The following is a 6873-nucleotide window of genomic DNA, read 5'->3' as shown; positions in this document are numbered from 1 at the left end:
CGATCACCCTCTCAGGTCGGCTACCCATCGTCGCCTTGGTGGGCCATTACCCCGCCAACAAGCTAATGGGACGCGGACTCATCCATGAGCGGTAGCTTACAAGTAGAGGCCACCTTTCCCCCGAACTATGAAATCGGAGCGTATTCGGTATTAGCGACCGTTTCCAGCCGTTATTCCCAACTCATGGGCAGATCATCCACGCGTTACTCACCCGTGCGCCGCTTTACTCAGGCCGAAGCCCTTTCACGCACGACTTGCATGTGTTAGGCACGCCGCCAGCGTTCAATCTGAGCCAGAATCAAACTCTCCAGTTGAAAAACTGAAGTCGCACGAACACCTCGTAATTGAGGCACCCGTACGATTGATTACTTATCGTAAAGGCTGATTCCTTCCCGACTCGCTATTTACTTGTCAAAGAACCCGGCTTGTTGAAGCCGTCGGAGCCATCGCTCCGCCGTGCCGTCGACCTTGTCGCAGCGCGGACGGCCCTTTTGCCGTATCCCGCATCTGCTGTCAACACCCTTTTCCACTTTTTTTTCGTGGCCGGCGACTTTGCCAGTGTGGCGCATCGTCCGACAGGGCCTGCAAGGTAGAAAGAGCACTCCGCTTGAAAAACCGCATGGCGGCGCGTTGTTCGCGCGCTGCCGCCGGTCGTCGTTGCGGAAGCGGGTATCTATGCGTATCGCCCGCCAAGGTCAACCACTTTTTTCAGAGGCATCTGAACTTTTCTACAACACGCTGAAATCATATGTAAAAAAACCACACCCCTTCCGTGCGTTTCCCGGCAGGAACACCCGCCCGCGCAGCAAGCCGGGCGAGGATGCCACCAAAGCTGGCACGATCGCCGTCTCCATTCCCGCCTGACGCCAACCGTGTTTGCGCCCTTTCTGCATCCCCGGGGCGGCTGCCCCGTGGCCATCGCACAGCGCGCCCCGTGCGGCGTACGCCTTGCGAACGTAACGGGATTCCATCTATATGATCACACGGAAGCGCGTGCCATTCTGGTGCGCATCTTGCTTTGCCCGGCATGGCCACGCAACGCGCACACCGTCGCGTGGCCACTCCCCGGCATCCGCCGCACATCACGGCTGGCGAGACACACGGCTGGCGAGACACACGGCTGGCAATACCCCCCCCCTCGTGCCCGCAACCTTCCGGAGGCCTCATGTCACAGATAGGCAACCTTCCCCCGTCCGGCCCGCAGGTTTCCGCCACTGGCGGCACAGCTATCGGCAAAATCGGCGAACATACCGTGCAGCTTGCGGGGCAGCCGCCGCTACGGCTGGACAAGATCAAAGGGAACTCCCTGCCCTTCCAGGGGTTCACTACCGCCACCCGCATCGAACGGGCCGAGGCCGGCATGCAGGCCTCGGCCTCGTCCGCGTTGCACGCGCTGACCCGCCCCGGCGGCGGCCTGAAACCTGCGGACCTGCTGGGCGGGCTGAAGTCCTTCCAGACCAGCCTTGGCCGGTTCGCGGGGTTGAACCGCCTTGTTCCCGCCCAGACGGAGCCTGTGGGCCTTGCCCAGATGACCCGCGCCGTGCAGGGGCTTTCCAATACAGACCTCACCGCCGTGTACCAGACGTTCCAGTCACCCCAGATGGCCCTGCTGAAGGAATCCCTGCAGGCCGAGGTGCGGACCAACCCCGCCAACGCCGACGCACGCGCCGCGCTTTCCAACCTGTTCGACATGGAAGCCGTGGTGCTGAAGGACGTGAGCGAACGCATCCTTTCCGTGATGGACCTTGCGGACACGCCCGATGCCGACGCCACCCTGCGCCAGGGTCACCGCTTCGGCGAACGGGTGCACGAAATGCCCGATGCGCATGCCCGCGACATTTCGCCCCGCAACATGCAAACCCTGGTGGAAACCACCGCCCAGTCCGCCACGCAGGCCGAGCACGCCCACGCCGCCACCACCGCCATGCTGGCCGACAGGCGCATCACCGCCCCCGACGGCGCGCCGCTGGACCCGCGCGCACTGGGCGATATTCTGCGGGGCAGCGAACTGACCATGAACATCGACCCCACGCATTTCTTCGGCGCGGAGGGCCAGGTGCAGGGCGACACGGCGTGGAGCAACGCCTTCCACCTGGCGGACCGGGGCATCATGCCGCGCGGGGCGCACTACCTTGCCTTCCGCGACGAGATAGAAAAGAGCGTGTTTCCCGAACTGTCGGGCCAACCCGCGCGGGCCAACGAACGCCCCCTGTACGCGGCCCTGAACGTGGCGGGCGTGCGCAACGGCACTGCCGCCAACTACGGTTCGTGCGTGTTCGTGCTGCGACCGGAAACGGCCCAGCGCGCCACCTACACGGTGGACGACACCTTCGTCACCGTGCCCATGCAGTTTGGCGCCCAGCGCACCGCCGCCCTTAACGCCCAACTGGACGCCCTGCGCGAAGGCGCCCTGCCCGGCCTGCCCGCGGATGCCGCCGCCGTGCTCGGCAACCCCGAATCGCAATTGCGGCGCGACCTTTCCGCCGCGCTGGCCCGCGTGCCCGAGGGTGCGCAAATGACCCTGAAGCAGTTCGAGGCGCTGGTGGAGCAGGCCGGTGTGCGTGGCGAAATGGACGCCATCGGCAACGACTGGGTACGCCCCATGCTGGTGCGCGCCTTTGCCGATGCCGATGCCCAGCGCGCCCGCACCGCCACCTTCGACACGCTGGAAAACCTGCTGCCGCACCTTGGCGACGTGGACGGCACCAGCCTGATGCATGCCGCCGCCACGGGCCGGAACACCCTTGCCCTGCAAGGCCGCTACATAGAGGCCCAGTTGCAGGGCACGTTCATTCCCGGCCGGGACGTTGCGGAAATCCGCATGGATGTCGGCGACCTGCTGGACTGGCGGGCACACACCGTCGATGCGGCCAAGGTGGCGAACCTTGTGGAATTCGCCAGTGCCCACGACATCAAGCTGACCTTCATGGACTTCACCGATGTGGGCGGATCGCACGGCTGGCAGGAACAGGCCGTGGCGCAACTGCGCGGCATGGGGGTGCCCTTCCTGTCGCAGGCGGATATCGACGCCTCGCACGACAAGAGCGTCGAGCGTCAGCGGCTGGCGCAAAGCACCGCCTTCGGCACCTCGCACCAGTCGGTGAGTGAGCTGCGCACTGCCGCCGCCGCGCTGCTGGACGGCAACGCCGAGGAATTCAACGCCCGCCTGCTCAGCCTGCTGCCCCCCGGCTCCGACCTTGCCGAAGTTCCCCTTGCCGGGGCCGCGCTGGACCGGGTGAAGTCCCGCTTCCGCGAAAACGTGGAACGGGCGATCTCCACCGCTGATGCCGAGGGGCGCGGCGTGAACATGGAGGCGGTGCTTTCCGACGCCATCCGCGCCGCCGCCCAACGGCCCATCACGCAAAAGGCCGCCCTGCTGCGCGAGATGGAGACCCTGCACTTCGACAACGAGGCGCAGCGCGCCGCCTTTCGCAGTTGGGTCGTCAGCGCCCGCGCCCTGGCAAACCCACTGGAAATGCGCATGATCCATGCCAACGCCATGGCCCAGGTGGCCCGCATGGAACGGCTTGGCCCCAACCCGCCGCTGGATGCCCTGGTGCGCGAATTCGCCACCGGCGTGGGCAACCTTGGCGTCAGCATCGATGCCTTCCGCGCGGAAACCAACCCCGAGGAATTCGGGCCGGACGACGTGTTCACCGAGTTCAACCGCACCGCCTTCATGGCCGCCACGCTGCTGCACGCCAGCAACCCGGCGCTGGCGGGCAACATGCTGGACGCGCTGGAATCGCCCGCCGCCCGCAACCTGCGCGGGGTGTGCTTCAAGCTGCACGATCCGGCCAACGATCCGTTGTTCCCTGCGGAAGGGCTGTCCACCGCGCGCTTTCTGGGCGACTTCATGAACTACACGGCCACCGGCCTTGCCCAGCAACTGGACCGCCCCAAACCGCAGCAGCCGGGCTTTGCCGCCCCGCTCGACTACATGCCGCCCACCGTGCGGGGCGCGCTGGGCTCGGCCGTACCCGGCCTTGGCGCCGCATTGGACACCCACTTTCCGGCCAAGGCGCCGCGCACCATCGCGCCCTTTCCCGCGCCGACCACCCCCGGCGGCCTGGCCACGGCCACCCAGGCGCAGCGGCGCACCTTCTTCACCGGCATGCTGGAACGCTACCGCCACCACGAGGAAACGTTTGACGGCGACGTCGGCGTGCACGGCATGGGGCACGCCTGCCGGGGGTTCATCTTTGCCAACGTCATGGTCAACATAATGCGCGAGCGGGGCGTGCCCGTGGACAAGAACGCCGTGCTCTGCGGCATCGCCGCGCACGACAGCGGGCGCGAATCCAACGGCAGCGACGTGTACGAAACGCAAAGCGCCGACATCGGCCTGCAGGCCCTGCGGACCGCCTTTGGCGTGGAATCGTTCGGCGAGGCCTTCGAAACCCAGTACCGCCTCCAGATCGACGACCCGGACCACCGCGACCAGCACAGGCCGCTGACGGCAGAGGCCCTGCTGATGCAGGGCGCGGATTCGCTGGACATCAGCCGCACGCAGGACTTCGATCCGGCGCGCTTCCCCTTCCTGCGCGAACCGGTCACCCTGCCCGATGGCCGCATCCTGCCGCAGGACGATCGCCTGCGCGAACAGCTGGCGCACGAGGCCGCGCTGCTGCAACGGCTGACCGACCCCGCCGTGTATGCCCGGCCCCTGATGCACGACCTGATGTTGCAGATGGGTGAAGCGCCCGACCCCTCAATACCGGCGGGCCAACTGGGTGAAGTCAAGGCCGCGGTGCGGCAGGAACTGGCGGAGTTGCGCACCCTGGACAACGACGCCTACCTTGCCCGCGTGGAAGACGCCCTGCGCACCCACGCGCACGAAATGCCGCTGCTTTCCCGGTACTACTTCCAGGCAGACTAGGCGCATCAACCGCCGCAAAGGACGCACCATGACCATCCAGGAACTGCTGCACGAACTGGGAGCCCGCATGGGCACGGGCCCGCTCGCCCTTGATGGGCAGACCCCCTGCACCCTGTGCTTTGACGGCAAGTACGTCGTCACCCTGTACCACGACCCGGACGACCGGGCCCTGCTGGCCGCCGCCCCCGTGGGGGCCGCGGGAGCCGGGTTCGGCCACCTGCGCGAGGACGACCTGCGGGCGCTGCTGACCGATGCCTGCCTGGGCGCCCGCACGGGCGGGGCCGCCTTCGGCCTTTCTCCCGAAACGGGCGAACTGCTGCTGTGGAAGCGCTGGAACGACGAGTTTCCCGACTACCCTGCGCTGGAGACGGCGCTGAACGGGTTCCTTGCCCAGCTGGACCACTGGCAGACCCACCGCCCCGAAAGGACGGACGGCGTGCAGCGCCCCGCAACCGGCACGGCCCCCACCGCAACGCCGGAAGAAACGCCCGTCAACGTGCCGTATACCGGCAACATGCTGCGCATCTGAAGCGCGCCCACAGGCCCCGACACACACCTGACACGCACCGGGCGTAGCGCCCCCCCCCACGGCGCGACAAAACGGACCGACAAAACAGTACGGCAAAACGTACGGCAACACAGCCCGGCAACACGAAAACGCCGGGCGGAACGGGATGCCTCCCGCGCCGCCCGGCGTTGCGTTGTGTCATGCGGGCATGCCGTCTCCGGCATCCGCCCCCCCCCGGCGCCTACAGCTTGGGCGGGACAACCAGCCCGGCGCTGACCATTTCCTCCACCTGGGCCACGTCCTTGTCGCCCCGGCCGGACAGGTTCACCAGGATGATGGCGTCCCTGCCCAGGGCGGGGGCCAGCTTCATGGCGTGGGCCAGCGCGTGCGACGATTCCAGCGCGGGGATGATGCCTTCCGTGCGGGACAGGATGAAGAAGGCGTCCAGGGCCTCGGCATCGGTCACGCTGGCGTACTCGGCGCGGCCAATGTCCTTGAGGTGACTGTGTTCAGGCCCCACGCCGGGATAGTCCAGCCCGGCGGAAATGGAATAGACGGCGGCGGGTTCGCCCGCCTCGTCCTTCAGCATGTACGAATGGAACCCGTGCATGACCCCCGGCGTGCCTATGCACAGGGTGGCCGCGTGGTCGCCATAGGTCAGGCCGCGCCCGGCGGGCTCCACGCCGATGAGCCGCACGTCTTCATCCGCAATGAAATCCGCGAACAGGCCGATGGCGTTGGAGCCGCCGCCCACGCAGGCCACGGCGCAGTCGGGCAGGCGGCCTTCGGCCTCCAGCATCTGGGCGCGCGCCTCGCGCCCGATCACCGACTGGAAGTGCCGCACGATGCGCGGGTACGGGTGCGGCCCCACGGCGGAGCCCAGCAGGTAGAAGGTGTTTTCCGCGTCGCCCAGCCAGGCGGCCAGGGCCTCGTCCACGGCTTCCTTCAGGGTGCGCTGGCCGCTCATGGCGGGCACCACTTCCGCGCCCATCATGCGCATGCGGAACACGTTCAGCTTCTGGCGCTCCATGTCTTCCGCGCCCATGTGGATGGTGCACTGCATGCCCATGAGCGCGGCGGTGGCGGCAGTGGCCACGCCGTGCTGGCCCGCGCCCGTCTCCGCAATGACCTTCTTCTTGCCCATGCGTTTGGCCAGCAATATCTGGCCGATGGTGTTGTTCACCTTGTGCGCGCCAAGGTGGTTCAGGTCTTCGCGCTTGAGGTAGATCTTTGCCCCGCCAAGGCGCGCGGTAAGGTTGGCGCACAGAAACAGCGGCGTCTGGCGACCGGAATAGCGGGTCAGGTAGTATTCCAGCTCGGCCAGGAAGTCCGGGTCGGCGTGGTAGCGTTCGAAGGTGGCGGCCAGTTCGTCGAGCACGGGCTTGATGTGCTCCGGCACGTACTGCCCGCCGTAGGGGCCGAACAGGCCGTCGGCAGCAGGCGGCGGGGGGGGCGTGGCCAGGCTGGCAGCGCGTGCGGCGGCGGT

The 6873-nt window shown here is 67.1% G+C and carries 4 protein-coding genes and 1 rRNA gene; 3 read left to right on the top strand and 2 right to left on the bottom strand.

Going from position 1 to position 6873, the window contains the following annotated elements:
- Positions 1–314, bottom strand: a 16S ribosomal RNA gene (locus FVW20_RS04045); the annotation flags it as partial.
- A gap of 361 nt (positions 315–675) precedes the next feature.
- On the opposite strand from FVW20_RS04045, the gene FVW20_RS04040 reads away from it, so the two are divergent.
- The 3 genes from FVW20_RS04040 (at position 676) to FVW20_RS04030 (ending at position 5408) form a co-directional block, all read left to right on the top strand.
- Positions 676–864: a hypothetical protein gene (locus tag FVW20_RS04040; RefSeq protein WP_196608397.1), complete on the top strand. Its 189-nt coding sequence runs from the start codon at positions 676–678 to the stop codon at positions 862–864.
- A 301-nt stretch (positions 865–1165) separates the two neighbouring features.
- Positions 1166–4879 (top strand): DUF3626 domain-containing protein, encoded by a 3714-nt coding sequence (locus tag FVW20_RS04035; RefSeq protein ID WP_196608396.1) that lies wholly within the window; start codon positions 1166–1168, stop codon positions 4877–4879.
- A gap of 28 nt (positions 4880–4907) precedes the next feature.
- Positions 4908–5408 carry a type III secretion system chaperone gene (locus FVW20_RS04030; protein ID WP_196608395.1) on the top strand — a complete coding sequence of 167 codons (501 nt, stop codon included), beginning with the start codon at positions 4908–4910 and terminating at the stop codon, positions 5406–5408.
- A 220-nt stretch (positions 5409–5628) separates the two neighbouring features.
- On the opposite strand, the gene trpB is transcribed toward FVW20_RS04030, so the two are convergent.
- Entirely contained in the window at positions 5629–6849 is a 1221-nt protein-coding gene (gene trpB, locus FVW20_RS04025) for a tryptophan synthase subunit beta (protein ID WP_196608398.1), read from the bottom strand.
- Between the last annotated feature and the right edge of the window lie 24 nt (positions 6850–6873).

Source organism: Nitratidesulfovibrio oxamicus (genome assembly GCF_015731765.1).
GTDB classification, from domain to species: Bacteria; Desulfobacterota; Desulfovibrionia; order Desulfovibrionales; family Desulfovibrionaceae; genus Cupidesulfovibrio; species Cupidesulfovibrio oxamicus.
The sequence above is the reverse complement of the archived record's forward strand: the minus strand, read 5'-3'. Positions and strand labels throughout refer to the sequence as shown.